17 protein-coding genes and 1 pseudogene are annotated in these 23,571 nt (G+C 59.8%); 10 read left to right on the forward strand and 8 right to left on the reverse strand.

All coding sequences use genetic code 11. The annotated features are described in order from the left end of the window. Positions 1 to 98 precede the first annotated feature (98 nt). Positions 99 to 2,636: a hypothetical protein gene (locus BUC26_RS08980; RefSeq protein WP_143165967.1), complete on the forward strand. Its 2,538-nt coding sequence runs from the start codon at positions 99 to 101 to the stop codon at positions 2,634 to 2,636. A gap of 119 nt (positions 2,637 to 2,755) precedes the next feature. On the opposite strand, the gene BUC26_RS08985 is transcribed toward BUC26_RS08980, so the two are convergent. Then, positions 2,756 to 4,258 (reverse strand): reprolysin-like metallopeptidase, encoded by a 1,503-nt coding sequence (locus BUC26_RS08985; protein ID WP_143165968.1) that lies wholly within the window; start codon positions 4,256 to 4,258, stop codon positions 2,756 to 2,758. Between the two features lie 258 nt (positions 4,259 to 4,516). Here BUC26_RS08985 and BUC26_RS24510 point away from each other — a divergent pair. From BUC26_RS24510 to BUC26_RS09005, 5 genes and pseudogenes are all read left to right on the forward strand, one after another. Further along, positions 4,517 to 4,621: pseudogene (locus BUC26_RS24510) on the forward strand (helix-turn-helix domain-containing protein); the annotation flags it as partial. Between the two features lie 157 nt (positions 4,622 to 4,778). Further along, positions 4,779 to 5,009 carry an AbrB/MazE/SpoVT family DNA-binding domain-containing protein gene (locus tag BUC26_RS08990; protein ID WP_073375348.1) on the forward strand — a complete coding sequence of 77 codons (231 nt, stop codon included), beginning with the start codon at positions 4,779 to 4,781 and terminating at the stop codon, positions 5,007 to 5,009. Continuing rightward, entirely contained in the window at positions 5,009 to 5,416 is a 408-nt protein-coding gene (locus tag BUC26_RS08995) for a type II toxin-antitoxin system VapC family toxin (protein ID WP_073375350.1), read from the forward strand. The genes BUC26_RS08990 and BUC26_RS08995 overlap by 1 nt, the downstream gene beginning before the upstream one ends. 71 nt (positions 5,417 to 5,487) lie before the next feature. Further along, entirely contained in the window at positions 5,488 to 8,202 is a 2,715-nt protein-coding gene (locus BUC26_RS09000) for a DEAD/DEAH box helicase (protein WP_208609755.1), read from the forward strand. Between the two features lie 10 nt (positions 8,203 to 8,212). After that, positions 8,213 to 9,301, forward strand: a complete 1,089-nt coding sequence (locus tag BUC26_RS09005) for an SWIM zinc finger family protein (RefSeq protein ID WP_073375353.1) — start codon at positions 8,213 to 8,215, stop codon at positions 9,299 to 9,301. A 33-nt stretch (positions 9,302 to 9,334) separates the two neighbouring features. Here BUC26_RS09005 and BUC26_RS09010 read toward each other — a convergent pair whose 3' ends face one another. Continuing rightward, on the reverse strand, positions 9,335 to 9,526 hold the full coding sequence (locus tag BUC26_RS09010; RefSeq protein WP_208609756.1) for a type II toxin-antitoxin system HicA family toxin: 192 nt from the start codon (positions 9,524 to 9,526) through the stop codon (positions 9,335 to 9,337). 20 nt (positions 9,527 to 9,546) lie between these two features. Further along, positions 9,547 to 9,756 carry a type II toxin-antitoxin system HicB family antitoxin gene (locus BUC26_RS09015; protein ID WP_073375585.1) on the reverse strand — a complete coding sequence of 70 codons (210 nt, stop codon included), beginning with the start codon at positions 9,754 to 9,756 and terminating at the stop codon, positions 9,547 to 9,549. Positions 9,757 to 9,976: 220 nt separating this feature from the next. Here BUC26_RS09015 and BUC26_RS09020 point away from each other — a divergent pair, with 220 nt between their 5' ends. After that, positions 9,977 to 11,704 (forward strand): FG-GAP repeat domain-containing protein, encoded by a 1,728-nt coding sequence (locus BUC26_RS09020; RefSeq protein WP_084540568.1) that lies wholly within the window; start codon positions 9,977 to 9,979, stop codon positions 11,702 to 11,704. 15 nt (positions 11,705 to 11,719) lie between these two features. On the opposite strand, the gene BUC26_RS09025 is transcribed toward BUC26_RS09020, so the two are convergent. Continuing rightward, positions 11,720 to 12,847, reverse strand: coding sequence for a S1C family serine protease (locus tag BUC26_RS09025; protein ID WP_073375357.1), 1,128 nt, complete (start codon positions 12,845 to 12,847; stop codon positions 11,720 to 11,722). Positions 12,848 to 13,005: 158 nt separating this feature from the next. Between BUC26_RS09025 and BUC26_RS09030 the strand changes: the two genes are divergently transcribed. Beyond that, complete coding sequence (locus BUC26_RS09030; protein ID WP_244155825.1) at positions 13,006 to 13,701, forward strand: type II toxin-antitoxin system PemK/MazF family toxin; 696 nt, start codon at positions 13,006 to 13,008, stop codon at positions 13,699 to 13,701. An 801-nt stretch (positions 13,702 to 14,502) separates the two neighbouring features. Here BUC26_RS09030 and BUC26_RS09040 read toward each other — a convergent pair. The 4 genes from BUC26_RS09040 to BUC26_RS09055 form a co-directional block, all read right to left on the reverse strand. Then, complete coding sequence (locus BUC26_RS09040) at positions 14,503 to 14,883, reverse strand: PilZ domain-containing protein (RefSeq protein ID WP_073375362.1); 381 nt, start codon at positions 14,881 to 14,883, stop codon at positions 14,503 to 14,505. A 429-nt stretch (positions 14,884 to 15,312) separates the two neighbouring features. Then, positions 15,313 to 15,603, reverse strand: coding sequence for a hypothetical protein (locus tag BUC26_RS23740; RefSeq protein ID WP_073375364.1), 291 nt, complete (start codon positions 15,601 to 15,603; stop codon positions 15,313 to 15,315). Positions 15,604 to 15,612: 9 nt separating this feature from the next. Continuing rightward, positions 15,613 to 17,322, reverse strand: a complete 1,710-nt coding sequence (locus BUC26_RS09050) for a hybrid sensor histidine kinase/response regulator (protein ID WP_073375366.1) — start codon at positions 17,320 to 17,322, stop codon at positions 15,613 to 15,615. Further along, the gene (locus tag BUC26_RS09055) at positions 17,322 to 18,485 is read right to left on the reverse strand and encodes an FIST signal transduction protein (protein ID WP_073375368.1); all 1,164 of its coding nucleotides are present in this window, start codon (positions 18,483 to 18,485) and stop codon (positions 17,322 to 17,324) included. The genes BUC26_RS09050 and BUC26_RS09055 overlap by 1 nt, the downstream gene beginning before the upstream one ends. Before the next feature lie 390 nt (positions 18,486 to 18,875). Between BUC26_RS09055 and gspD the strand changes: the two genes are divergently transcribed. Together gspD and BUC26_RS09065 are read left to right on the forward strand one after the other, a co-directional pair. After that, entirely contained in the window at positions 18,876 to 21,140 is a 2,265-nt protein-coding gene (gene gspD, locus BUC26_RS09060; protein WP_073375370.1) for a type II secretion system secretin GspD, read from the forward strand. Between the two features lie 260 nt (positions 21,141 to 21,400). Continuing rightward, positions 21,401 to 23,569: an adenosylcobalamin-dependent ribonucleoside-diphosphate reductase gene (locus BUC26_RS09065; protein ID WP_073375372.1), complete on the forward strand. Its 2,169-nt coding sequence runs from the start codon at positions 21,401 to 21,403 to the stop codon at positions 23,567 to 23,569. Positions 23,570 to 23,571 lie beyond the last annotated feature (2 nt).

Below are 23,571 nucleotides of genomic sequence, written 5' to 3' on the forward strand. Positions count from 1 at the left end.
GGTTATGCTTGTCAAGCAAGAAGGCGTGCAAGGAAGGAGGGGTACGGTCTGTAGAGGAGAAGACTACAGTTCTGAATAATCATCATGCAGGTGGTGTTATGAGTGGTTGTTGGAAGATGAGGATGCTGGTTGTTTGCTGGTTTGTTTGTGCACTCTTTGCGTGCTTTGTTTCCTGGGTGGGTGCTGCTTCGGTGGGCATCTACGGCGTTGGCGAGGAGTGGGCCGGGCAGGGCGAGGGCGCGGTCGATCGGGTGTTTGTGGTGCCGCGCGCTGACGTGATCAGGGAGCATACGGCCGGTGGTCGAGAGGTTTATCTGTCGTTGAATGTGTTTGGCGGGAAGGAAGCGCGGCACCACTTTGTTGATTCGGTTCCGGTGTTGGCCAGCGGTGAGTTGTTGCCGGACCGTTTTGGCGGCGTCTGCCCGACGCATGCCGGCTGGCGGCAGAATCGGCTGGAGTTGCTCGGCCGGTGGGCGCGGGAGTTGGGCGGGCCGGGGAGCATTAGTGGGGTGTGGCTCGATTTTATCCGTTATCCGGGGCGGTGGGAAGAGCCGCAGCCGGATATTCCCGATACCTGTTATTGCGATCGCTGTCTGGCCTTGTTTCAACAGGAGAGCGGCGTGGTAATTCCTGCGGATGCGGGGTCGACTGCGGAGCGGGCCGGGTGGATCAGGCAAAACGCAGCGTATCAGTGGCTGATGTGGAAAAAAGAACAAATCAGCTCTTTTGTCAGAGCGGCGCGGGCGGTGCTGGACGAAGGGGACGGTGAACGCCGCCTGAAATTGGGCGCCTTTGTCGTGCCTTGGCGTAAATCCGATCATGGCGGGGCGCTGGTAGCACTGCTCGGCCAGGATGCGGCAGACTTTGGCGCTGCTGTCGATAATCTATCACCGATGGTTTATCACCGGATGGTCGGCCAGCCGGTGGGGTGGGTCGAGGATATCAGCCGTTATTATCGGGATATGGCTGCTGGGCAGCTGTGGCCGATTATCCAGGCGGAGCAGGTCCCGGTTGACGAATTCGGCGCGGCGGTGGCGGCGGTGTCGGCCAGCGGGGCAGACGGGCTGCTGGTCTATGCACATCGGTTTATGGAAAATGGTCAGTGGGGGGAGTTGGCCGGTTTTGCGCCGCCGGACAACCTGATCGCCAACCCGCGCTTTACCGGAGCGGATGGGGGCGCGGCGCCGGGCGGTGATGAGGGGGCGGCTTTTCGGCCGGACCAGTGGCGCGTGGGGGCGGGCGGCACAGTGATCGATTCGCGATTTCTCTTTGCCCCGGAGAGTGAGGGTGGTGGGCCGGCTGTTGGCATTGTCGGCGGCAGAGACCGGCAGGGCAGTTGGTCGGTGGAGCTGCCAGCGTGCCGGCAGGGCAGCCGGTATCGTTTTACCGCCGAATTTTACCGGAATGATCGGTTGCTTAACAGCGGCTATCCGGAGGTGCGCATCTGGGGACAGTCCCATCGACTCAACACGCACCGGATGGTCGGCAGGTTTCAGCCGCTGTTTTTCGAGGTGGTGTGCCCCGATCAGGTGCCTCAGCGGGAGCATCACTTCGCGTTTGTTAACAACAACCCCGGCGTGACGTTTTGGATGCGGCACCCCCGCCTGGTTGCCCATCAGCCGGTGGAGCGGGGCGGGCAGGAGGTGCCGGCGCAGCGGTTTTTTCCGCTCGGGGTGTATGGCGCAGCGGCTGACAATCTGCCGGCCATCAAGGACATCGGGCTGAACAGCGCCGTAGTTGGTCTTGATGAGGCGCATCTGCATGCCTGCGGTGAACAGGGGCTGCATTGCCTGGTGTCCGTGCCGCGTGAGCCTGAACGGTTGATGGTCATGCTGGAGCGTTTTGGCGGAGTTCTGCAGACGGGGGATTTTTCTTTTTACGTCAATGACGAGCCGGGCATTCATTCGTTTCCCCGCTTGCAGACAGAGGATATCCAGCGCTTGCTCAAGGAGCGATTTCCCGACCGGTTCACCGCAATGGCCATTGTCCGTCCCCAGGTGGTTTCGCATTACCGGGAGTCGGCCGATTATTTCATGCTCGATCAGTATCCGGTGCCGCATATGCCGATGAGCTGGCTTGCCGATTCGCTTGACGAGGCGGCCGAGTCTGTTGGGGGGAGGCGATTGATGGCTGTTATCCAGGCCTTTGGCGGTGAGCGGTTTGCGGAGAGCGGCTGGCCGCGGCTGCCGACGTTTGCGGAGATGAATTGCTTGGCGTTTTTGGCGGTGATCCACGGGAGCCGGGGACTTTATTTCTACAGCTTTCCGGAGATTTCCCGGAGCGCTGAGGGCCGGGAGGACTTTGCCCGGGTGATCCGGCGGCTCAACAGTCTGCGCTCCTGGCTGGCTCTGGACAATGAGGAGACAGCGATTGAAGTGCGGATGACGTCGCCAAACCGCTTTGACCCACAAGGCCGGCCGGCGGTGCATTGTGCCAGCAAACGACAACTAGGCACGCGATTGTTGATGTGCGCCAACACCATCGGCACGACGGTCGAGGCGGCGGTGCCGGTGGCGGCCGGCAGCGCGCTGCAGTGGCGGGATTATTTCGGCAGCGATCGTTACTACGTGGTCCGTGACGAATTGTACAGCCAATTCGCCCCGTATGAGGTGAAGGTGTTGATGGAAAACCGTTGACCATGGATGGAGAGAGGCTACTGGAACAGGGGGTGGCAGAGCCTTTTTTCGTTCAGACAAACGGACGTAGGGGGCAGACGTCAGGGGGTAAGAGTTGGCGGTAGTGGGCTCCTTTGTTGTTATTGCCGGTTTTGCTGGAGGATATAGATGCTTTCGGCAAGGCCGATCTTACCGTCACCATTGATATCCTGATAGGAGCTGACGGTGTCGGGCGGTGCTTGATCAGTCAGGATAACCAGCGATAGCAGGGAATCTTCGACGGTGACCTGGCCGTCCTCGTTGATATCGCCCAGGTAGCGGGCCTGCCGGAACGCGGCTACCGAGGCGGCGGCAGTGTTGAGTGACAAGGTGTTGTGGGCCGAGTCCGGAGCATTCTCGTCAATGCCGCACGGGTAGGTGACGTCGCCGTGGAAACAGGTCAGATCCGGGTTGGAGAACCGGTCTATTTCCGGGTGAAGGTAGCTCATGATGGTACCGAAGGTTCCGGAAACGCCGTAGCCGTAAGAGTACGAGTAGGCGGGTTCACTGTATGCGTTGGCCCGATCATGGTGAGAACCCATGTTATGGCCCAGTTCATGGGTCATGGTCAGGTCCGAGCAATACCAGGTTGTACTGCCGATCTGCTCGCTCCCTTCGCTGACCACCGAATAGCCATAGTTGGCGTCACCATTGAACGATCCGTTCCTACCCAGTAGCCAGGCGATCCCGCAGCCGCTGTGGTTGTCGTAGTCAAACGGGCGAACCAGGGTAATCAGGTCGGCGCCGTGGAGCAGCCGTAACGACTCGATCTGCTCGAACGGCTCTGCGTTATTGGTCAGCGCTGTCAGTGCTGTATTGTTTGTTGTCTCGTCGGGGTAGGCAATTTCCTGGCTGTGAACGAGGCGCAGGAAGATGTCGACCTCGCTGTTTTCATACGCTGCATTGGCTTCGGCAACCAGGTGGTTCAGTCGTGTTGCCAGGGTGTCGGGGTATCGGGTGGTCATGCCGGTGGTATAGAGGATCATCAGATCGATGGTCGTACGGCCGTCCGCCGCCGGCGGTGCTGCAGCCGTGGCCGGACTGGGTTCCGCAGTCGGTACGTCTTCGACAGCCTGCTGGCGAGGCTGCTTTGGCGGCGGCACGATGGCGTCGTCAGGTCTCTTGGGGACGAGTGTATTGCCTTCTGCCGAGAGATTAATAAGGATGGTTCGGCCGTTTTGGACAGTGATTCGATAGGTTGTTGTCGGTGTCTGGATACGGCCGAAAGCGCCTCCGTTTCCGCTGGTCAGGATCATCCGGTATTCACCGTCGTCGGTGAATGCACTGCCGGTAAGGGTGACATCGCCGTTGGCTTGTTGCGCGCGCTTGGTGATTTCCAGCGCGACGGGTGGTTGTGCCGATTCTTGGAACGTGAGGTGTTCCCCCGGCTGCAGGCCAACAACGGCAGTATTGATTGATACGAATTGGTTGGCGACTTCACCCCGCTCACCGCTTGAAGCGGGTGGCAGCTGGTTGTGGACTGCTGGTTCTGAGATAAAAAGAGTGGGGTGGGCAGGTAGCGTTGCCGATGTTTCCGGTCCGGAATTGCAGCCGGCAGTCAGCAGGATGACGAGGAGGAGAAGGAAGCGCATGAGATCGACCATGTGTTGAAGTTCCAATAAAACAGCTCTTATCTGGCCCCCCTTCCTGGGCGGATCGTAGCCGAGCGCCCATTCCCTCAGCTATTATAAGGGGTGTTTGCCGAAAAAGGGAAGAAAAAGAGTTTTGGTGGTGCTGTCTCTGTTGGCGGAAGCACGGTGAAAGATGGTCAGTCGAATTTTCAGTACTTGGCTGGCAAGGTGGTTGTTGCCTGAAGGTTGGCAAGGGTTTCCCGTCTTTGTATCCGTCTTCGTTTGATAAACATGCCTCACAAGACGCGCCCAATCCACCCCGGCGAGATCCTTAAAGGTGAACTGGAAGAACTGAATATGTCTGCCAATGCCTGCTCAAAAGCGCTGAATGTGTCGTTTTGAAGAGCGTTTCGGAGCTTTTCCAATCCTGCAGCGGGTTGAACAGGTAGTTGCCAAACAGCTTTGCGTTTTCAGACAGTCTTTTTGATTTTTTCCATTGACTCTTGATTTAAAGAGTAATACTTGAAAAAGTATTACATCGGGGAGGAAACCAATGAGAGTTACCAGTAAGGGACAGGTGACAATACCGGTCGAGATTCGTGAAAGGATGGGAATTTTTGCGAATTCAGAGGTGGATTTTGTGGTGCAGGGGAATCTGGTCATCCTGCAGAAGGCCTCAGGCAGCACTCAGCGCGGCAAACGTATCGTCGAGCGAATGCGTGGCCGAGCCACGATACGCATGTCGACCGATGATATCATGGCGCTGACCAGGGGCGAGGATTGATGGCCAAGCCGGTATTGGTCGATAGCAATGTGATTCTGGATATTCTCCTGGAAGATTCCATCTGGTTTGAATGGTCCGCAGAGCAGCTTTCCCGGTGTGCAGAGGAAACAATCCTGGTCGTCAATTCAATTATCTATGCTGAAGTTTCCATCGGGTTTCATCGGGTGGAAGACCTGGAAGCGGCCGTGCCACCAGATACCTTCGAACGGCAGGATATCCCGTGGGAAGCGGCATTTCTCGCCGGAAAATGTTTTCTTGCCTACCGGCGCGCCGGTGGTGTTCGGTGTTCACCTCTTCCTGAATTTTTTATCGGTGCCCATGCCTTGGTTCACGAAATGCGTCTTTTGACCCGTGATACTGCACGCTATCGGTCATATTTCAAATCGTTAGAATTGATTGCACCATGATACCGATTCACCCTCTTGTCAGAGTGTTTCCGTGTTCTTCGAGAGCGTAGTGCGGGTGGCGGTGAAAGATCGTGACTCTTGAGCTCGCCCTGACGCCTGCCGGCTGTCTGTATCTGTTGGACACCGCCGGCGATGAGAAGAACCACTCGCTGACGGCGGCGTGGTTGAATCGGGTGACCGCCGGCTTTTCTGCCGGTCAGGGGGCCGGGTTGTTTGCCTTGGCGGCTACCAGGCCGGAGGGGGCGTTGTCGCCTTCTTTCGGTTTCTGGCGGGACTTTGCCGTTTCCTATCTGACCCGGCTGTGCCGTACTCCCGAAACGAGCGGACGATTGCTTGAACCGGTGGAGCCACCCGAAGCAGGGCAGTGGGCGGCGATGATGCTGGCGGCGCCGCCGATGCCCGGCGGAGAGTATCTCAGCGGTGAGGTCCTGCACGGTTTATGGCAGGAGCTTGATGGCTGGGTGCGTGGTGAGATCGGTCGGGCTGCCGGTGGGCTAGCCGGCTGGTTGAAGAAGCACGCCCCGCTCTGGCGGCAGGTCGGGCGGGTCTGCTTTCATCTGGCCGAGAATAAACGCGATCCCGACCTCCCCTTTGCCTTTCTGGCAACCTACTCGCCGCGACTGTCTACCGGTGGGCGGGTGCAGTATCAGCCCTTGGGTAAGGCATTGCAGGAGTATAGCGGCGAGCGCAACAAGAAAGCCCTCATCAACCTGCTCTCGCCGGTCCAGCGGTCGGCGGAACAGGTCCCGTGGGTCGCCGAACTGGTCGAATCCGGCGACATCTTTCACCCCCTGGCCTGGACGCCGGGCGAGGCGTATCGGTTGCTTAAAGCGGTGCCGGTGCTGGAGGCGAGCGGCCTGTTGGTGCGGCTGCCGGACTGGTGGCAGCGGAGGCCGCGCCCGCGGGTGGCGGTGACCATCGGAGCGCAGCAACAGAGCCGTTTGGGCCTGGGCGAGATGCTCGATTTCAAAATCAAGCTGGCCTTGGGTGAAGAGACGCTGAGCGAGCAGCAGTGGCGCGAATTGATGGCCGCCGAAGACGGCCTGATCAACCTGAAGGGCCAGTGGATCGAGGTTGATCGGGAGCAGCTGGCCACCGCTCTGAAGCATTGGCAGAAGGTTGAGGCCAGGGCGGCCGGCGAGGGGATTTCCTTTATCGAGGGCATGCGTCTGCTCGCCGGTGCACCTGCCGGCCTGGCCGCCGTCGAAGATATGGACGATGTGGCGCGGAACTGGTCCGAGGTGAGGGCCGGTGGCTGGCTGAAGGACCTGCTCAGTGAGCTGCGCAGGCCCGGCGGCCTGGCCGAGGCCGAACTGAACCGCGAGTTTCGCGGTGTCCTGCGCCCCTATCAACAGGTCGGGCTCCAGTGGCTGCGGCTGCTGACGGGCCTCGGGCTCGGCGCCTGCCTGGCCGACGACATGGGGCTGGGCAAGACGGTCCAGGTGCTCTCTCTGCTGCTGGCGATCAAAACCGCACAGACCGGCCCGGCACAGGACGGGAAACCCTCACTGCTGGTGCTGCCGGCATCCTTGCTGGCTAACTGGAAGGCTGAGATCAGCCGCTTTGCGCCGAGCTTGTCCATCTGTTTCGTCCACCCCTCTGAACCGGATGATTTTACTGCCGTCGCGGCGATGCAGGAGGGCGTGGCCGGTAACGGTGTCGACCTGGTGGTGACCAGTTATGCCATGGTGCTGCGGCAGAAGTGGTTGCTCGATGTCGACTGGCGGCTGGTTATCCTCGATGAGGCGCAGGCCATCAAGAATCCGGCCACCCGCCAGACCCGGGCGGTCAAGCAGCTGCACGCCGAGGCCCGGATCGCGCTGACCGGCACGCCGGTGGAGAACCGGCTGGGGGATCTCTGGTCGCTCTTTGATTTTCTCTGTCCCGGCCTGCTCGGTTCGGCCGCCGCCTTCAAGAAATTTGTCAAGGTGCTGGAGGGACGGCAGCACGATCGCTATGCGCCGCTGCGCAACCTGGTCAGCCCCTATGTCCTGCGGCGGCTCAAGACCGACAAGAGCATCATCGCCGATCTTCCAGAGAAGACGGAGATGAAGGCCTGGTGCGGTCTGAGCAAACAGCAGGCGGTGCTCTACGGTCGTCTCGTCGATGAGCTGGGCCGCGATCTGGAGGGGCTGGACGGCATGCAACGGCGCGGCGCGGTGCTCGCCTGTCTGATGCGCCTCAAGCAGATCTGCAACCACCCGAGCCAGCTCCTCGGCGACGGTGGCTATCGGCCCGATCACAGCGGCAAGTTCGCGCGGCTGTCGGCGATTGGCGAAGAGATCGCCTCCCGGCAGGAAAAGGTGCTGGTCTTTACCCAGTTCCGCGAGATGACCGAGCCGGTTGCCGCCTTTCTCGCCGGTGTCTTTCGACGCGAGGGTCTGGTCCTGCATGGCGGCACGCCGGTGAAGAAGCGCCGGGCCTTGATCGATCTGTTCCAGCGGTCGGACGGACCGCCGTTTTTCGTGCTGTCCCTGAAGGCAGGCGGTACCGGGCTCAATCTCACCGAGGCGTCGCACGTGATTCATTTCGACCGGTGGTGGAACCCGGCGGTGGAGAACCAGGCGACCGATCGGGCCTTTCGGATCGGTCAGCATCGACCGGTGATGGTGCATAAATTCATCTGCCGGGGCACGGTGGAGGAAAAGATCGATGCGTTGATCGAGGAGAAGGTGAGCTTGGCCGATGATATCCTGCAGGCCGGAGCGGAAGCGCTGCTCACCGAGATGAGCAGCGAGGAGCTGCTCAAAACCGTGGCGCTTGATCTACAGCAGGCGCAGCTCTAGGAGAGAGGTGATGAGTCGGTATGGCTGGAGACCTTACGTTCCGGTAGCCCAGCGCCGGACGCGGGCATTGCAGAAGATGGAAAAGCTGCGCAAAAAAGGGTTTGAGGTCAAACCGATACCGTGCCAGTCGGGGCGTAAGATGGCACGCACCTTCTGGGGGCAGGCCTGGTGTGATCATATCGAGTCCTTTCACGACTACGAGAACCGGCTGCCGCGCGGCCGCACCTATCTGCGCAACGGCTCGGTCTGTCACCTCGATATTGCTCCGGGCAAAATCACCGCTAAGGTCTGCGGGTCCGAACTCTATTCGGTGACCATCGCCATCAAGCCCCTGGCTGTGCGGAGATGGCAGGTGGTGAAGAAACGCTGTGCCGGCCAAATCGGCTCCTTGCTGGAATTGCTGCAGGGACGGTTGTCCGAGAAGGTCATGGCGGTGGTCACCGATCCCGCCAATGGCCTGTTTCCGCGGGTCCGAGAAATCGAGCTGCAGTGCAGCTGTCCCGACTGGGCGGAGATGTGCAAGCATGTGGCGGCGGTTCTTTATGGCGTCGGCGTGCGGCTCGACGAGCAGCCGGAGTTGCTGTTCTTGCTGCGCGGCGTCGATCATCAGGAGTTGATCGACACCGATGTCACGGTCGCAACCGGCACCCAACAAGCCGGTAGCAGTAGGCATTTGGCCGAGGGTGATCTGGCCGATCTGTTCGGTATCGAGTTCACCGAAGAGCCGGTGGCGACGCCGCCGGCACTGCGCCGGAAAAAGGGAGCCGCACCGGCCCGGAAGAGCGTCCGCGCGCCATCGCGGCGGGCGACAGAAAAGAGCGGACGGGAAAAAGAAAACCCGCCGTCAGCCGGCACCCGGCAAGAAACGGCAACTGCCGCAGACGATGTTATAACCGGTGCAGCCGTTGCCGAGCTGCGGGCTTTCTTCGATATGTCGCAAAGCGAGTTTGCCCGGCTACTCGGGGTCAGCGTGCCGTCGGTCTGGAACTGGGAGAAAAAGAGCGGCGTGCTGAACCTGCAGGCCCGTACGCTCCGCTCGTGGCTGGCGGTAAAAGCGTTGACCAAGCAGCAGGCCCGGCGTAAGCTATCGCAGCGGTGACCGTTAAAAGGAGACAGTCCCCTTTTTCTATAACTATCTCAGTAGAGCCGTGACGAAATCATCGACGCTGATTTCAGCCTGTCGGATAACACTTCGCAATGTCCCAACGGCCAGCTCTTTGTGCCGTGGGATGACACACCCCTTATCGCCCCGTCGCATGACAACGTGACTGCCTTTCTGGTGGACTTGGATGAAGCCAAGCACCACATGCTTTGATCGCTTCATCTCCTGATATACGCGGTATTTCAGGCATGAACCGCTATCTCAAAAGTTGTCAGGATGGGCCGAAAGGATTGCTGGGTCGGGAATTCTTCAAGATAGAGCTCCGTTGCTTCCTGCAAATTGGCAACGGCCTCTTCGATGGTATACCCCTGGCTAACCGTACCAATCTCAGGACATTCTGCAATGTAGATATCGTTTTTTTTGTGGACGATCGCCGTGAATGTGCGTGTCATATCTATGCCCGCTCGCCTGCTGCTGAGAAACCTCTCCCTCTTGTCATCATCACACACAATAATACAGTTTCAATAAATTTATAGCCTCCTTGAACATCTCACTCCCTAGAGGTCGTCCCCTTATTATCTCTTATCAGTTGGCCTGGAATTTGCAGATTGAACGCATGGGTTGAGGCCATCACGCCTCGGCGGTCTTGGCAATTTTTTCGGAGTCTATCGTATGCGTCGGCGATTTCTACTGTCTGTTTTTTGTTTGTTTCTTGCTGTCAATTCCGGGTCGGGGTGGGCGGCCGTGCCGGCGCCGGTGCTGAAGTGGCAGCATGGCGGTTGTTACAACTCGTGGTGCGAGACCGGTTGGTATTCCTCGCCGGCGGTGGCCGATGTCACCGGCGACGGGGTGCTCGACGTGATCGGTTCGGCCTATTCGATCGTTGCCCTGAACGGGCCGACCGGGGAGCTTGTCTGGCGGGTCGGCTCGGGCCATGATCGCAGCGAGTCTGAGGTGGAAAATGTTGGTCGCACCTGGCCGTCGATTGTCGTCGCCGATGTTAATAGCGATGGTATCGAGGAGATTGTCACCGCCCATGGCGGCGGCTATGTCTCCGTCTATGATCTTGACGGCTATTTTCTGCCCGGCTGGCCGAAGCGGCCGACGACTTGGGAGTTGCGCGGTCTGATGGTTGCCGATCTTGATGGGGACGGGACCGCCGAGATTGTCGTCAACGGCGCTCTGGGCAGCCGGACCAATACCTGGGTTTACGAACATAACGGCGCTTTGCGCGCCAACTGGCCGCAGCTGAGCAACGATTCCGGTTACGCCGCCGGGGTCTACAACGACAACAGCGCCGCCGGCGATCTCGATGGCGACGGATTGCTCGAACTCGTCGTACCGTCCGATGTCCACTATATCTGCGCCTATACCCCGGCAGGCGGACAGTTGCCCGCCCACGCGATGTACGGCGACAAAGGCTGGGGCAAGGTCGGGGTCTGGGAGGACCTCGGCGTTGAGCTGCGTGGCTGGGGCGCGTGCGACGGGGCGCGCAGCGAGCGATACCGCACCAATTTCGCCGGCGGGGCGGCGGTTGTTGCCGATGTCGACGGCAACGGGCTGCCGGAGGTGGTGGCGACCGGCAATGTCTATGATTGCGCGGTCGGCCATCCGCCAGGCAAATACACCGGGGTGTATGTTTACCATCGTGATCGAAGCCGCTTTGCCGGCAGCGGCTTCGACTGGCGGAGCCTGCCGGTGGACACCGGGGCGCCGCTCAGTGAATCTTATTCCCAGATCGAGAGCGTGCAGACTAATCCGGTGGTGGTGGACCTCGATGGCGATGGCCTGCGGGAGATTATCTTCAGCTCGTATGACGGCCGAGTGCATGCTGTCTGGCTGGACAAGACGGAACACCATAACTGGCCGTTCTCGGTGTACCGGCCGGCGGAAGGCGTCTGGCGTTTTGCCTCTGAGCCGGTCGTCGCCGATCTCGATAACGACGGGTTTGCCGAAGTGCTGTTCGGCTCGTGGACGAGGAAGGGGAGCTATCTGAACGGCATGCTGCATATCCTCGATTACCGGGGAGACGTTCTGCACGAGATAGCACTGCCGGCGGCCAAGAGCAGCAGTGTTTCCTGGAACGGTGCGTTGGCGGCGCCCCGTCTGGCAAACATCGATGCGGACGCCGATCTGGAAATCGTCCTCAATACCGCCTATTCGGGCTTTGTTGCCTATGATCTGCCGGGGAGTTCCGAGGCCCGGGTGCTCTGGGGATCGGGACGGGCCGGGCGGGTCTGGCGGCAGCAGGATATGAGTGATGCAGACAAACTGGCGGGGGTGATCAGGATTTTGCGGATACTGGCCGGTCAGGAAACGGTCATCACCCCCGATCCCGATGGCAACGGTCGCACCGACCTGGCCGACGCGTTGCGCTATCTGCAGCAGCTGGGACCGTGAGCGGCCGGTTATGCGTTATTTCAGGATGCCGAGGGTGACGGTGACCCGGCGCAGGTCGCCGTCCCGGTAGAGGGCCAGGGAAACGGCGGTGTCCGGGGCGGTCAGCGCGACCCGGTTTCTCAGGTCCGCCGGGCCGTTGATGGCAACATTGTCGATGCTGATGATCAGGTCGTCGCTGCGCAGTTTGGCCGCGGAGGCCGGCGAGTTTTCCTGCACCTGCTCAATGCGCGCCGCCCGGGTGTCCAGGGGTAGATTGTGGCGGACCAGGTCTTCGGCCCGCACGTCTTTCAGAGCGACGCCGAGCCAGCCTCGTTCAACCCTACCGTTTTCCAGCAATTGGCCGGCAACGTCGCGGGCCATATCGATCGGGATGGCAAAGCCGACGCCCATGTAGCCACCGGTCTGGGTGATGAACGCGGTGTTCATGCCGACCACCCGTCCGCCGATGTCAACGAGCGGGCCGCCCGAGTTGCCCGGGTTGATCGCCGCGTCGGTCTGGATAAAGTCCTCGTAGTCGCTGATGCCGAGGCTGTTGCGGCCGGTGGCGCTGACGATGCCGGCGGTCACTGTCTGCAGGTTGGCAAAAGGCGAGCCGAAGGCGAGCACCCATTGTCCGGCCTTCAGGTGCTCCGAGGAGCCGAGCGGCAGGACGGTCAGCGCTTGACGGCCGGCGTCTATCTTGATTAGTCCGATATCGCTGCGGCTGTCACTGCCGATCAACTCCGCCGGCAGGCGCCGCCGGTCAGCCAGGGTGACGGTGATCTCGTCGGCGCGGTCGACGACGTGATGATTGGTCAGGATATGGCCGTCAGTGCTGATGATAAAGCCGGACCCGTGGCCAAAGGAGGGAATATCCGGTTGCTGCGGCAGCCTGTTGTCATCCGGTTCGTCGCCGAAGAACCGCTTGATGTCCGGGTCGTTGAAAAAACCGGTCGGCGCCCGGTTCCCTGCGTGGCGCTCTCTGGACTTTCGCGATACCTCGATATAGACCACACCGGCCTTACTCTGCTCGATAATAAGCGGAAAACGCTCAATGGTCTGCGCAAATACCGCGTCGGAAGCGGGCAGATCCTGGCTGTGCAGCGGCAGCGGAGCGAGCAGCCCGAACAACAGCAATACAAGAAGGAGCGGTTGTCTCAGCATGATTGTCCCAGCAATGTTTTGGAGTCAGGCTTGACTTGTTGACAAACTGCAGACAGTTTGTCAACAAGTCAAGCCTGACCCCGCTTTTAACATTTTGAACCAAACATAGGATATTGACCACTCATTGTCACGCAATCAGATGAACGCGTTGCTTGAAAGTGCTGCTGTGGGAGGATACAGATGTTGTAAACGGCATCGTTCGCAATAATATCATCTACGGTCGGCGGCCTCACGACACGGCAATTGAAATGGTCCACGCCACTGGCTGGCTCGTCGTTCACAATACGGTACTGCTGCTCGATCCGCTGCCGGGGCTGAGCTGGGGGATGGAAGCGCGCTATGCAGATACTACCGGCACTTTTGCCAACAATCTGGCGAATATGACGATCTGGGAAAACCGTGACGGCGCCGCCGCGGTGGCCGGCAGCGAAAATATCGAAGCAGCCGATCCCGGTTGGCTGGTCGATCTGGAATCTTATGATTTTCGCCTGACATCCCGGGCCGGTCCCGCCATCGACCGAGGAAGCACCGGCTATCTCGGGCAGACCCCCGAGGATTTTTACGGCGAATTGCGTGACGCAGCACCGGATGTCGGTGCCGATGAATGGCAGCCGGGGGTGTCGGACGTGATCGAGACGCTGGGGGTGCTCGCTGGGCTGGCCGGTGCCAGCGATCTGGTCGACGATATCAATAATGACGGAGTAATTGGTCTAGCCGAAAGGAAAAACGGACAAATCGTCCTCGATCAGATTCGTACCGTTGATAAAAAGCGGCTTGTCCGGCGACTTGGCGTTATCAGCAAACACGCCCAGGACAAAACGCTGCAGGTCTTGCAAGAGATGTTTGCCCGCTAGAAAAATGCATGCTTTTACTGTTACAAACCGATATTCGGCATACTGCCGTTGTACGGTTGGGCCAGGTCCGTGCCGGCATCAACAGCAATGCTGGTTGGGTGCATGGAGAAGTCGTTACCGGGCGGGTCTGCGAGCAACGGGTCTTGTGGGGCTGGGCTGTGGTGTCCCAGCCGGTATCGCCTCGGTAAGTCTCCCAGCCGGACATTCGGTAGCTTCCGGAAAAAACGGTGTTGATGATCTGCTGGGCCCGAAAGTCGCTGATATTGGGGTTCATGCCGTAGAGCACGTTGTTGCAGATCTGCAGGTTGACAAAGCGGCCGCTGCCGCTGCCGATGGCCAACCCCTTCTGCTTGAGATTCTTCAAGACATTACCGGTTATCGTAAAATCTTCAAAGGTGGCCGCCCCGGTCCACAGGTAGAGCCCCATCGAGGTGAAGTCGTTGGGGGAATTCGTGTCGTCGGCCGCAGTCGTTGAAGGTAATATATGCCTCGGCTGTTCCCGACCAGTCGATGGTCAATTCCTCCCGCCAGCTGTCGCCTCGCCGGAAACGCACCTCGTCGCCTATTTTCAATTTACGGTTGCAGTGACAGATATTGCAGCGTAAAGATCGCCTCGGCCAGGACATCGGGCTGAGCGGCGGGAACTGCCGGAAACGAAGATGTCGGTATTGGGCGACTGATTGCCGTTTACGGTGGAGGACAAATTTTGGCAGCCCCGGACAGACCTAGTGGTTTCGGCAGGAAGAGCGCTGTAGGAGAATAGCGACAAAATAGCGGGGTCAGGCTTGACATGTTGACAAATTAAAAATTTGTCAACATGTCAAGCCTGACCCCGCTTTCAACGGTGTTGCCGTTACGTTTTTCCTGGGCGAGCAGGCGGAGCAGGAAAGCGGTCTGTTCCCTGGTTGTGTCGATGAAGGAGGCGGCGAATTCGTCGAAATCGACCCGAACGATTCTGGCTTTGAACGTCAACGATTCGGTTGGGCTTCGTTGTTTGAAGCAGGAGAGGGTTATGGAGATCTCGTCGTCGAGCTGGACCGGCAGGGTCGACAGTTCGACGAGCAGGCCGGCGGTCGAGATATTGACCAGAGTTGCCTCGCCGCTCTGCTCGTCTCGCTCGTAGGTGATTTGCCGGGGGGATATCTGGTAACGCAGGGCGTTTCGTTTCGATTTCTGCTGCATGGCTCTTGCTGCCGTTTACGGATAATCCGGTATTGGGAATATACGGTACCCTATACCTTTCTTATCGGCAGTAAATCGATTTGCAAAAGCAGATACGAGCGTCGCAGTGGCGGGATGGCAGAAATAGGGTTCGGCGAAGGACATCCAGAATCCGGGGGAGGTGCCAGGCTCACCGGGATTCTGGAAATGGCGCGCGATTTTGCAGCAACAAGGACGGAAGCCAAAAAATACACGCCAAGCTTGAAACGGTGCCGTCGTGCAGACGGGAGCCGGTTGGCGGTTACTGGATCGTCGGCTGTTGCTGCGGTTTGGTGGCATCCGGCTTCTTCAGTGCGGCTTGAAGGGAGCGCAGTGGGCCACCGAAGACCATCATGAACGAGCGGGCTACCGCGTCTGCATGCACGGTGCGGCAGTGTTTTTCGATGTCGGTTACCTGCTGTCGGGCGATTTCGGCAGGCGTCGGTCGTCGGTACCGGTAACGGCCTGATGCTGCAGCGATTGTCCCGGGGCTGCGGCGAGTTGGGCGGCCAGGACGGTCTTGCCGAAACCGGCCGGTGCGGTCAGCAGCAGCCGCAGCCGGTTGTCGCCGCCGTCAGGCGGGATGAGATGGTGCAGGAGTTTTTCACGCCGGACGGTGTGTTCCGGTGCGAAGACGGGCACCGGGCTGCAGTCGTGATGTTCCGGAAAGCGAGCAGGGGACGCGGTCAGGTTCGAGAACATGGGCCGCGTTCAATTTTTCAGGAGCATGTCCGAGCCCGGCTGGGAGTCTTTCAGCCGCGCCAGGTAGTCGCGGAGCGGAGCGAGGCAGGACTCGTCGAGCGAGTCGGGGCGCGTAGTGATCTGCTCCTCCAGGCTGGCGAGCAGCCCGGCACATTCATGCAGGCCGTAGAGGCCGGCCAGCCCCTTGGTGGCGTGACAGGTGTCCCTCAACGCCGTCGTGTCACCGCTGTGCAGCAGTTCGGCCAGGGATTCGATGTCGCTCTTCAGGGTCTCGATGACCCGGCCGAGCAGCGGCGCCAGTACCTCGGGAACCCGATCTTGGCCCGCCTGCCCGGTTTCGACATCATCGTCCTCTTCCGACTGCTGCTGCGGCGGCATGAATTTGAGGAAGTCGCTGATGGTCTTGATCAGATCGCCCTTGGTGAACGGTTTGGTCAGCACCCCGGAAAAACCCTTTTTCAGGTAGGAGAGGATCTGCTCGGGGAAGGCGTGCGCGGTTACGGCGATGATCGGCACGGCCGGGCCGGGGCCGTTGCGGATCATCTCGTTGATCCGATACATCGCGGTGACTCCGTCGATGCCCGGCATCTTGATGTCCATCAGCACGATATCAAAGCGCTGCTCACCAAAGAGCCGTACCGCTTCCTCGCCGTTGCGCGCATGCCTGATCTCCACGTCGTAGGGTGCCAGGTAGCGCTTGATCACCTCGACGTTGCCGGCCACGTCCTCGGCCACCAGAAGCCGGATTGAGGTCAGGGCCAGCGAGGTGCTCGAGTCTATCGGTTCGTCGTCGGCCGGATTGTGGCGACGGGCGCCTGCCGGGGCGGGAGGCAGAGGCAGCAGGATGGTAAAGGTGGCGCCGTGGCCGAGCATGCTGCGTACCGTGATCGTACCGTGCAGCTGATCCACCAGTTTTTTACAGATGGCCAGACCGAGTCCAGCGCCGCCGCGTTGCATGGCCAGCCCGTTTTCCGCCTGGGTGAAGCGTTCGAATATGGTTTCAAGCCGATCCGGAGGGATGCCGATACCGGTATCGGCGATCTGGAGGCGGATCATGTCCGGGGTGTCGTGGTCATGCGCCTCCTCGATGGTCAGCGTAATGCTGCCGTGATCGGTGAATTTCAGCGCGTTGCTCAGCACGTTAAAGAGGATCTGTTTGACCTTCGGTAGGTCGCCGATCCGGTCGCCAAGGGGTGTCTCCGGGGTGATGGCACGGAACTCGATACCCTTGTCTCTGGCCAGGGTCTCCATCATCGCCAGCAGGCTGGAGCAGAGCAAATCGAAGCTAAAGGCTTCCCGGTGGACCGGCGTCTTGCCCGATTCGAGGCGGGAGAACTCGAGGACGTTGGTGAGCTGTTCCAGGAGCTGGCGGCCGGAGGAGAGCAGGCTGGACAGGTAGGCGCGCTGGGTCTCGTCGAGACCGGTCTCGGCGAGCAGCTCACCCATGCCGAGGATGATATTGAGCGGCGAGCGGATCTCGTGGCTCATCGTCGCCAGAAAATCGGTCTTCGCCCGGTTGCCCTGTTCGGCAAGCAGCAGCGCCTGCTCCAGCTCGCCGCCGACATGCTTGATCAGGCGGCGGTTGATATCGTCGATGCGCTCCTGGCGGACCCGCTGCTGTTCGCTGCGGGCCAGTTTTCGTTCCAGGTAGGCGATACGCTCCTGCAGCTCGGTGATCCGTCCGGCCGGGGGGCCGGTATCGTCGGATCTGGCCGTCATCAGCTCCGTTCGGACAGGGCTACGGCGATATAAGTATCGCTGTGATAACCACTCGGCCCGTCCGGGGCGAGCGGGCCGATCTCGCCGTAACAATAGAAACCGAAGAAGGCCTGCGGCGGGTCGGCCTGGTGAAGCGCAGCAAACTCCTCGTTGGTTCTGGTGCCGAGCACGTGCCGCCGCGACGTACAGGGGAAGAGCAGGACCAACTCCGGGCGACCGGCCGGGTGACCGGCAAGAATCCGCTCGTTGGCCTCGTGGGCGGTGCGCAGGATGTCCTCGCGGGAGATCGTCGTCAGGCGCACCCGGCAGTGATCGGGGAAGGTGCCAACGCAGGTCACCGTGCCTGCCTCCCGGTCGAGCAGGAACGGGTCGCGCAGGCAGAAGTCGTGGCCCTGGGGCTCATAGACCGCCAGTGGGAATTGGGCGATCTCCAGTTTGTCGGAGAAACCGCCGAGCAGTTCGTCATAGAAATCGGTGGCCCGCCTGCCGTCGATCTCGTGGAGGACATTGGCCTCTACCCGGTTCACTTCGTAGAAGCGGCCGATCGGCTCGTTGCCGGTGACCACCTGAGACGACAGGGTCAAATCGCCGCTGATCAGCAGCAGCGGGGTGGCGTCGGTGTAGATGAGGCCGTTATGGAATTGATAGGTTTTTTCTAAACGGTAGTGATCGCCGGCGGTGCCGCCGAAGACAGGAAAGGTGTTGCCGGTGGCCTGCTGGATCAGCCGGCCGAGCGGCAGACCAATGGTGGTCAGTCCGTCGGGCAGGATGATGCCCAGGGCCGGTTTGCCATCGAGCCGGCGGCGGCAGTCGGCCACGGCGGCGGGCAGGGTCTCGGCGCCACTGGTGGACAGATTGCAGGCCACGGCGCTGGCAAAACGGAGGTGGTCGGAGGCGAGGAGCAGCAGGGCCACCGCATCTTCGACAAAACCCTGGTCGGCGACGATCTCGCCGTCGGTGGTGCAGCCGATCAGTTCGATGCCTGGAAATCGGCTCGTAATCTTGTCGAGGAAGTACGGGAAATCACCATCGATGATCGACGTGAACAGGATGCCCGCCTGCGGCCGGGCCCCTGCAAGGGCCGTCTCGCACTGGTCGAGCACCGCCGCGATCGCCTGGCGTTGATCGATATGGTCACTGACCCCGATTGCCGTGGTGAGCATGTTCCCCCGCTTCCTCCCCATACCCTGACGCTTACTTCCCCTGCGACAGTGTAACAAAAAATACCAGTGAGTCCATCATAAAGTTCGTTTTGGTAATTGACGGTCGTCTTTTCCGCCGTGCGGCGGCGGCTGTGCAGAGAAATTGTCGTCGATGGTCATTGAAAGGTTTATTAACCGTTCAGAATTGAATACAATGATCGGCGAGAGAAAGACGTTGGAGTCATTTGCAAAACAATCTTTTCGCCCAAACTCTACGTTATGCTCAAAATTTTATCCTCGGAATATCATGTATATGCCTGCGGTAAAATTTTTCGCATGCCTTGATTTTGAACGAAAATCTAAGTTTTGCAAAAGGCTCGTTGCCTTGAGGATATTGCACGAGCGCTGCTGATGATTGTTGAGAAGTCTGCCCATGTTATGCTGCCACTGCGGCTCTGCCTGATCATCATGATGATCTGCGGTCTGCTCGTCTGCGCGATGCCGGGTGGTGATGACGCCATCGCCCAGGAGCCCAAAGGCGAGCGCTATATCACCATCGATTTCGACAACGTCGACATCAATCTGTTCATCAAATACATGAGCGAGTTGACCGGTCGGAACTTTATCGTCGATCCCAATGTGCGCGGCAACGTGACGATCATCTCTCCGACCCGGATTTCCGAAACCGATGCCTATCAGGTCTTTGAATCGGTGCTCGAAATTCACGGCTTTACAACGGTGCAGGCCGGCTCGGTGATCAAGATCATTCCGTCCGTCGAGGCCCGGGCCAAAGCCATTGACACGCTTCGGCCCGGTGATTCGGCCGACCCCGAGGATCGGGTGGTCACCCAATTGGTGCCGCTACGCTTCACGACGCCGCAGGAGATGCAGAAGATCCTGCAGCCGCTCGTCTCCAAGACCTCGGTGCTGCTCGCCCATACCCCGTCGGGCATGCTGATCATCACCGACACAATGTCAAATATCCGGCGCCTGCTCGAGATCATCGCCGAACTCGATGTCGAGTACACCCGCGACGAGATCGTCGTGCTGCCGCTGGAATACGCCAATGCCGACAACCTAGCGACGATTCTCAATACCATCTTCCAGAAATCGACCGGCGGCGGCAAGGAGGAAGCAGTGGTGGTGACCTCGGCGGTCAAGGTGGTGCCCTACGAGCGTATCAACCTGCTCATCGTACTCGCCGAACCGGCCGACGCCGCGCGGGTGCGCCGGCTCGTCGAGCAGCTCGATACCGAGGTCCGCCGCGGCGAGGGCAATATTCACGTAGTCTACCTGCAAAACGCCCGGGCCGCCGAACTGGCCAAGGTGCTCAGCGGTCTGCCGCAGGACCAGGAACAGCAGAGCGAGGAAGGCAAAGCCCCGGCGATTTCCGAGAAAGTGACCATCACGCCGGACGAGGAGACGAACTCGCTGATCATCACCGCCTCCCGCGCCGAGTTTAACGTTCTCGAAGAGGTGATCGCCAAGCTCGACATCCCGCGGCGCATGGTCTACCTCGAAGCGCTGATCATGGAGGTCGATGCCGACCGGAGCCTCGATGTCGGTGTGCAATGGCTGGCCGGCGGCATCTTCAGTGACGAGACCGGCAAACTGGTCACCGGCTTCAGCGGCGAGCCGGCCTACGCCAATATCGCCGGTATCACCGACCCTGACAACCCGAGCCTGCCGACCGGCTTTACCCTCGGCGTGCTCAAGGAGGGCATCAAGATCGGCGACATCACCTTCCCCAATATAGCGGCAGTGCTGCGCGCCTACCAGGGCGACTCCGATATCAATATCATCTCGACGCCGCAGATCCTGACCACCGACAACAAGAAGGCGGAGATCCTGGTCGGCCAGAACGTGCCCTACATCACCAGCCAGAACACCACCTCCAGCCAGCAGGATTATACCCAGTACGAATATCGGGACGTGGCCACCAAGCTCGGCATCACGCCGCAGATCAGTCAGGGTGACACGCTTCGGTTGGAGATTGCCACCGAGGTGACCCGGCTCAAACAGGGCTCCAGCGACGATCAGTTCCGGCCGACGACCTTCAAACGGACCGCCGACACGACGGTAATCGTGCGCGATCGCGAGACCATCGTCATCGGCGGCATCATCGGTCAGGATACGACCACCTCCGACTTCAAGATCCCGTTGCTCGGCGATATCCCGCTGCTCGGCTGGCTGTTCAAGACGCACAGCACCACCGATACCAAGGTCAACATGTTCATCTTTATCACCCCGCATATCGTCAAGAATCCGGCCGATATCGCCGGTGTGACCCTTGAGCGGGAGGATCGGCTGAGCGTCGATATGCCCCGGGCCAAGGAGGAACTGCACCGCGTCAGCAACACCCCGGGTCAGGCCCTGGTGCTGGCCGATCGCGGTTATGATGCGCTGCGCGCCGGTGATCTGGTCACGGCCCGCGATTATCTGGCCAAGGCCTTGCAGATCGACCCGACGAATCCGTACGCACTGATCAACCTCGGAGTCGTCTACCAGAAAGAGGGTGATTACCGCAAAGCCATCGAGCTCTTCCGCCGGCTCATTGAGACCGGCACCGAGGCGACGGCGCAGCCGCCCGACGGCTACCAGGGCGATGACGAGAATCTGTCGCTGCTGCGGATCGCTCGGCAAAATATCGAACACCTCGAGAAACTCATCGAATAAAAGCGGGGTCAGGCTTGACAAGTTGACTTGTTGCGCGCAACAAGTCAACTTGTCAAGCCTGACCCCGCTTTTCTCTTCGAAGTTCTGTCATTCTTCTTCTATTTCCACAATATGTTGTAGTTTGGGGTTGAGAGGGCAATAAATGTGGTGTATAAGCTGATTGATCGTTCGTCTCGGGAACGCTCGTTCCCGAATCTCAATTATCATGTATTTTGGTTGGTGTTATCATGCTCGAGCCGCATTACCAGGGAGAGAAGGTCATGACAGCAGACATTCCCGCACAGATGCTCACCGAAACCGCGGAGACCGTCCTTAGACGGCGCTATTATCTCAAGGACCAGGAGGGCAATCCGATCGAGACCTGGGAGACGCTCTGCCGCCGCGTGGCCGACGCCGTTGCCGAGGCAGGTGAGCGGCCCGCCAATTTCGAGGAGCTGCGCCGCCTCTTTTTCGAGATGATCTACCGTATGGATTTTCTGCCCAACTCGCCGTGCCTGATGAACGCCGGCACCGATCTTGGCCAGTTGTCGGCCTGTTTCGTGCTGCCGGTGCCGGACTCGATGGACGGCATTTTTTCGGCGATTCGCAACGGTGCGCTGGTGCACAAGACCGGCGGCGGTACCGGCTACAGTTTCTCCCGCCTGCGCTCGAAAAACGCGTCGGTGCGTTCCACCCAGGGCGTCGCCTCGGGACCGCTGTCCTTTGCCGCGGTGTTCGATGCCGCCACCGAGACGATCAAGCAGGGCGGCAAGCGGCGCGGGGCAAACATGGGCGTGCTGCGCATCGATCACCCGGATATCCTCGATTTCATCGTCGCCAAGCAGGACCAGGAAAAATTCAATAATTTCAACTTCAGCGTCGCTATCACCGATGCCTTTATGACCGCATTGGCCGAGGACGGCGAGTACGACCTGATCGAGCCGGCCACCGGCGATACGATCAGGTCCCTGAAGGCTCGTGACGTATTCGAGCAGATCGTCGATCTGGCCTGGCTCAATGGTGAACCCGGCGTGCTCTTCATCGATGCCGCCAACCAGGGCAACCCTACCCCGCAACTCGGCCTGTTCGAAGCGACCAACCCGTGCGGCGAGCAATGGCTGCTGCCCTACGAGAGCTGCAACCTCGGCTCGATCAACTTGGCGCGCTTCGTTGCGGACGGCGCCATTGATTACCGGCGGCTGGAAGAGACGGTGCACACCGCCACCGTTTTTCTCGACAACGTCATCGACTGCAACCGGTTCCCGATCCCGGAAATCGAAGAGATGACGCTGAAGACGAGAAAGATCGGTCTGGGTATCATGGGCATGCACGATATGCTCATCCAACTCGGCATTCCCTATGGGAGCGAGTTCGGCCGTAAAACCGCCGCCGAGGTGATGCAGTTCATTCACGACGCGGCCGAGGCCGAGTCGATGCGTATTGCCGAGAAAAAGGGCGCTTTTCCCGCCTACGACGCCTCCGTAAACGATTATCCGGCCCGGCGCAACGCGGCGCTGACCTCGATCCAGCCGACCGGCACCGTGTCGATGATCGCCGACTGCGCTTCGGGCTGCGAGCCGTACTTTTCCATTGTCATGATCAAGCACGTGATGGACGGCGACCGGCTCATCCTGATCAACAAATATTTCGAGCAGGTGGCCCGGGCCGAAGGTTTCTACTCCGAAGAGCTGATGCACAAGGTGGCCGACAGCGGCACCGTTATCGGCCATTCCGAGATCCCGGAAAAATGGCAGGAGATCTTCCGCACCGCGCAGGATATCAGCCCCGATGACCACATCAAGATGCAGGGCATCCTGCAGAAGAGCGGGGTGGATTCATCGATATCCAAGACCATCAACCTGCCGGGCACGGCGACCAGGGCCGACGTCAAACACTCCTATATCCTCGGCTACAATCTCGGCTGCAAGGGACTGACCGTCTATCGCGACGGTTCTCGCGATTCCCAGGTGCTCAATACCAAGGAGCGCTCGGAATCGTCGACACCGACGGCGGTGGTCAGCAGCAACGGCAAACGCAACCTGCCCGACGTACTGCTCGCCAAGCGCTACCGGGTAAAGGACCAGGATCAGAAATCGGTTTATATCATCGTCTGTTTTGACGAGGATGAAAAACCGATGGAGGTGTTTGCCAAATTCCCCTTTGACAATCGGATCGATCTGAAGGATAAATCGACGATGTGGACCACCACCTGCCGTCTCGTCTCGCTGGCGCTGCGCTTCGACGTGCCGATGAACGAGATCATCAAGCAGCTGGACCGCTCGAGCGGCCACATGCTCGATCTGCCGGCGCAGCTCGGCAAGCTGTTCAAGTCCTTTATGGCCGGGACCCAGTACGGCTTTGCCAGTATCTGCCCGGAATGCGGCGGCCAGCTCGTCTTCGAAGAGGGCTGTGAGACCTGCAAAGGGTGTGGCTACAGTAAGTGCTCGTAAGG

It is taken from the genome of Desulfofustis glycolicus DSM 9705 (assembly GCF_900130015.1).
Classification (GTDB): domain Bacteria; phylum Desulfobacterota; class Desulfobulbia; order Desulfobulbales; family Desulfocapsaceae; genus Desulfofustis; species Desulfofustis glycolicus.

What these genes read in the sequence shown, in the direction of transcription:
- BUC26_RS23740 (WP_073375364.1), bottom strand. Translation starts at nt 15,603, where the DNA reads ATGTTCTCGAACCTGACCGCGTCCCCTGCTCGCTTTCCGGAACATCAC.
- BUC26_RS09040 (WP_073375362.1), bottom strand. Translation starts at nt 14,883, where the DNA reads ATGCAGCAGAAATCGAAACGAAACGCCCTGCGTTACCAGATATCCCCC.
- BUC26_RS09015 (WP_073375585.1), bottom strand. Translation starts at nt 9,756, where the DNA reads ATGACACGCACATTCACGGCGATCGTCCACAAAAAAAACGATATCTAC.
- BUC26_RS09020 (WP_084540568.1), top strand. Translation starts at nt 9,977, where the DNA reads ATGCGTCGGCGATTTCTACTGTCTGTTTTTTGTTTGTTTCTTGCTGTC.
- BUC26_RS09055 (WP_073375368.1), bottom strand. Translation starts at nt 18,485, where the DNA reads ATGCTCACCACGGCAATCGGGGTCAGTGACCATATCGATCAACGCCAG.
- gspD (WP_073375370.1), top strand. Translation starts at nt 18,876, where the DNA reads ATGATTGTTGAGAAGTCTGCCCATGTTATGCTGCCACTGCGGCTCTGC.
- BUC26_RS09065 (WP_073375372.1), top strand. Translation starts at nt 21,401, where the DNA reads ATGACAGCAGACATTCCCGCACAGATGCTCACCGAAACCGCGGAGACC.
- BUC26_RS08985 (WP_143165968.1), bottom strand. Translation starts at nt 4,258, where the DNA reads ATGGTCGATCTCATGCGCTTCCTTCTCCTCCTCGTCATCCTGCTGACT.
- BUC26_RS08995 (WP_073375350.1), top strand. Translation starts at nt 5,009, where the DNA reads ATGGCCAAGCCGGTATTGGTCGATAGCAATGTGATTCTGGATATTCTC.
- BUC26_RS09050 (WP_073375366.1), bottom strand. Translation starts at nt 17,322, where the DNA reads ATGACGGCCAGATCCGACGATACCGGCCCCCCGGCCGGACGGATCACC.
- BUC26_RS09010 (WP_208609756.1), bottom strand. Translation starts at nt 9,526, where the DNA reads ATGAAGCGATCAAAGCATGTGGTGCTTGGCTTCATCCAAGTCCACCAG.
- BUC26_RS09025 (WP_073375357.1), bottom strand. Translation starts at nt 12,847, where the DNA reads ATGCTGAGACAACCGCTCCTTCTTGTATTGCTGTTGTTCGGGCTGCTC.
- BUC26_RS08990 (WP_073375348.1), top strand. Translation starts at nt 4,779, where the DNA reads ATGAGAGTTACCAGTAAGGGACAGGTGACAATACCGGTCGAGATTCGT.
- BUC26_RS09005 (WP_073375353.1), top strand. Translation starts at nt 8,213, where the DNA reads ATGAGTCGGTATGGCTGGAGACCTTACGTTCCGGTAGCCCAGCGCCGG.
- BUC26_RS08980 (WP_143165967.1), top strand. Translation starts at nt 99, where the DNA reads ATGAGTGGTTGTTGGAAGATGAGGATGCTGGTTGTTTGCTGGTTTGTT.